At 40.1% G+C, this 2474-nt stretch carries 2 protein-coding genes and 1 pseudogene; 1 reads left to right on the plus strand and 2 read right to left on the minus strand.

Going from position 1 to position 2474, the window contains the following annotated elements; genetic code table 11:
• Positions 1-462: Arm DNA-binding domain-containing protein (locus HMPREF0106_RS00210; RefSeq protein WP_009041308.1), on the minus strand; the 462-nt coding region annotated here is incomplete at its 3' end.
• Positions 463-482: 20 nt separating this feature from the next.
• On the minus strand, positions 483-1718 hold the full coding sequence (locus HMPREF0106_RS00205; protein ID WP_032851696.1) for a site-specific integrase: 1236 nt from the start codon (positions 1716-1718) through the stop codon (positions 483-485).
• A 276-nt stretch (positions 1719-1994) separates the two neighbouring features.
• Here HMPREF0106_RS00205 and HMPREF0106_RS27295 point away from each other — a divergent pair.
• Positions 1995-2135: pseudogene (locus HMPREF0106_RS27295) on the plus strand (IS5/IS1182 family transposase); the annotation flags it as partial.
• Positions 2136-2474 lie beyond the last annotated feature (339 nt).

A 2474-nucleotide genomic window follows, 5' to 3' on the forward strand; every position in this document is an offset into this window, starting at 1 on the left:
GTATTTGTACCCCAAAAACTCTTTCAAATGCTGATAAGCACGATAAAGATGTGTATAGGTGGTTTTTACTATCAAAATGCCGACAGACTGCCGCTTTTCTTCAACTAAGGCTGCAAACTCCTGTATTAAGCTGTTTTGTTTAATTCCAATTCCTTTGATAGCGTTTTTCAGGATTTCAGCCGTAATGTAGCTTTTGTTTTCCAGTAAGGTTTTATAGTGGCGGACAAGTTCAGCCCGATAGTTTTCTATCTGCTTGTTGATATTTGTTTCTTTCTTTGATTTGCCTATGGCTATTCCCTGTTTGGCATCCCATTTTTCGGGAGATAACTCTAAGCCCGTACTGAAAGCCGAGCTTTTTCCGTCCACGCTGATACGCCCCATGACAGGGCAATTACCTGATTTTTTCTTTTTGCTGGTATTCAGATAAAAGAGTATAGCGAAAGTGCTTCTATTGCTTTGCATAATATCTGTATTTTGGATTGTTAAAAGTTGAATTTAGTGGCAAGACGTGCAGATAGTTGCTGCATATCGTTGCCTATCTTCTCATTGTTAAGACGTGCGTAGCGTTGGGTTGTTTCAATATGCTTGTGTCCTAACATCCGGCTGACACTCTCAATCGGAACGCCTTGTGAAAGGCAGATTTGAGAAGCGAACGTATATCTCGCCATATGGTAGGATAATTTCCGGTTGATACCGCAGTTTCTTGCAATTCGTTTTAAACCGACATTCACCTGTCCTAAACTCATGTGGGGAAATACTTTTCCATCGGGAGCAAGCCCCTTGTAATACTCCATGATTCGGATAGGAATATTCAATAGTTTTACATTAAATTCCGTATGCGATTTTTGCCTGTTGGCTGAAATCCACAAACTACCGTCATCTTCGGTGATAATATCTTTCCAAGAGAGTTTATGCACGTCTGCATAAGCCAAGCCGGTAAAGGTTGAAAACAGGAACATATCACGGATAAACCGTTGCGTGCCTGATTTAAGGGGAGTTTTCATTAACAAGTCCAGTTCGTCATTGGTGAGCGACTTGTTTTTAAGTTCCGTCTTTTCCAATTCAAACCCGTCAAAAGGCGGACGGGTGATGATTCTTCGATGCAATGCCAAACGTATTACTTTATTTAGCAAGACAATCCGAGCCTTAACGGTTCTCGGCTTCATCTTGCGTTTTACACGGAAAAAGAAATTCAATGCTTCAATGAAAGGCAAATCTAACTCGGCAAGGGGAATATCCTCTACGTGGTATTCTTCCCGAAGGAATTGTTTAAGCTGTTTATAAAGGACTTCATACTGCTTGTAGGTGGATTGTGCCCTGTCGATGCCTATTCTCCCTTTGAAATTTTCCATCATTTCACCGAACAGGATAAGCAGTGTTTTTTGTGCAGTGGCAATTCCTTGAAAGGCGTTCTTCACTTCGATAGCGGTTACTTTTCCGGTTCGCTTTAGAATGCCCTTGTAGTGTGCATGTATGGAGAGATTAATTTTATTAATCTCTCTGTTGAGTTCAACGGCAACATGGCTTTTGCCCATTGCCCGACCTGATTTTACACTCCAAAGCCGCTCTTCGATTTTTAACTTTGAGCCGAATTGTGCGATGGTGTTGCCGATGATGATTTTCCCGACAATCGGGTAAATGGCATCGGGATTTGTTTCTGTTCTCTCCGTGTTCCCCTCTCGTTTGAGATAGAAGGACACCTTTAGTTCGTTGTTCATTACGCTCACATTTTTAGTTCGTAAAATTACTTTCAATATGAGTTATCCGAATAATGTAAACCACAGACAAACAACGCTATAACCAGACGTTTAACGTCATCAATTTGCTGTATTTTTCGCCTGTCAGAACGGGTAACGGTTTAGAAACGGAAAGTTTGCTCTAATCCGCTTTTTCTTGCTATTTCGCTACTCGGCATCCAAAGACACTAAAAGACATACATTTCTATTAGTCAATCAATTACCCTTGTTTTCTCTCTTTCTCCTTTTACACTCCTTGTTTTCGGGGATGTTGTCAATCTGCTCTTAGCCGCAGCAGCGTACAACTTCAAAAGAGCCATGAGGGTTCTTTGGCTACTTGTTGAAAAAATCTGCGGGACACTGTTTTCTTGCAATATCCCGCAGATGAGTGCTTTTTAAGGGACGACTAAATAACGTGTGGCTTGCTAAAATAGGGATATTCAGTAAATGTTCCTCTTTCTAAAAAATCAAGAGAAAAGCTTTGCTTTACGTGAGCTTTTCTCTTGATTTTTTCGTTCAACTCTCCCAGTCTTCTATCTTTTTTGTAGAATATTGTTTACATATTCTTATTTTTTCCTTCCCACCCATGCATTATGTACATGTCTTTTTTAGGGGAAGTTAAAACCTCTCCTGTTTTTCCTGTTATTTTAGTTAGATTATGCTGCCTTTCTTTTTTTTTTTCGACCTTTCTATCNTACATACCGCATTGGCTGTATGTATCCCAAAGAAAATCCAAAG

Source organism: Bacteroides sp. D22 (assembly GCF_000163675.1).
Classification (GTDB): domain Bacteria; phylum Bacteroidota; class Bacteroidia; order Bacteroidales; family Bacteroidaceae; genus Bacteroides; species Bacteroides xylanisolvens.

What these genes read in the sequence shown, in the direction of transcription:
- HMPREF0106_RS00205 (WP_032851696.1), bottom strand. Translation starts at nt 1,718, where the DNA reads ATGAACAACGAACTAAAGGTGTCCTTCTATCTCAAACGAGAGGGGAAC.